Origin of the sequence: Bacteroides sp. HMSC067B03 (assembly GCF_001811315.1) — a bacterium.
Classification (GTDB): Bacteria; Bacteroidota; Bacteroidia; order Bacteroidales; family Bacteroidaceae; genus Bacteroides; species Bacteroides faecis.
On sequence record NZ_KV804470.1, the window covers coordinates 3073 to 4041 of the forward strand.

Annotated in this window: 1 pseudogene; it reads right to left on the reverse strand. The window is 45.9% G+C overall.

Annotated features, from left to right (window positions below):
• Positions 1-969 (reverse strand): annotated as a pseudogene (locus tag HMPREF2794_RS23940) (hypothetical protein); the annotation flags it as partial.

The window sequence follows — 969 nt, forward strand, 5'->3', positions numbered from 1 at the left end:
CTGTATATATCTTGGTGGACGTATCCGTTACGTTATCAAGCGTTTCAAGTTTATAGTCCCCATGTGGCATTTCCACCAGACAGTCGCACATTTCAAGTGCTTTGTTCAGGTCGATTTTGTTGTCGGTAAGGATGTCATTCTTTTTGTTCAAAGCGATCATTTCGTCCGTGTCGGACTTCCCGATTACAAACTCGTCGTTGATTTGTTCGTCAGCCATTTCCTTTTCCCATGAAAGCAAACGGTACATGTACAGTTCCCCGGCTGTTCCGGAGAAGCTGATTTGTTCGGACTGCTTGATCGCGCTTTGTCCTGCCGTATACTTGGATGCGCCAATCAAGTCCCCGTCGCAATATAGCTTGATATAGCCTTTGCCGTCCTCTTCCGCATTTGCCTTTTCAATGACGAAGGCAAACTCGTAGATGTCACCCGGTTTGAAATACCGTTCGATAAGTTCAGTTCCGAGTGCTTTGAAGTACACACATTTTGAAGTGATACGCCATCCGATTTGGTTTGCTTCGTCCCAGCATGACACGACGTTCGCATCAGGATCGGCAGCGTTCTGCGTCTTTATTTTGATAATGGTAGTCGATCCGGTCTGCTCAATGTTGGTACGGTTATAGGGACGATAAGTACACAATGCGGTGGCATCATCCGAAACCTTGAACGCTTTTCCTTCGGTCTTATCGATGACAAAGGCATTCGTGGAATAGTTGAACCCGTTCTGCTTCATTTCGTAAAGTCCGTACAGCCATGACTTGTCCTGATCCGAATTGTCCTTGTCTGCCGGATTGAAATAAATCATATAGCTGGAATCACCGTTGATGTCAATGACAGAACTATTAACGGAGTACTCGATCGTATTGCTTTCTCCAGCTCCGCATTTTCCGTAAATACCCAACACGTTCCTGATATTGTCCGCAATCGAAAAGCCGTCAACACGGGTGGACAGGTTGAATGTACTGTTACGTC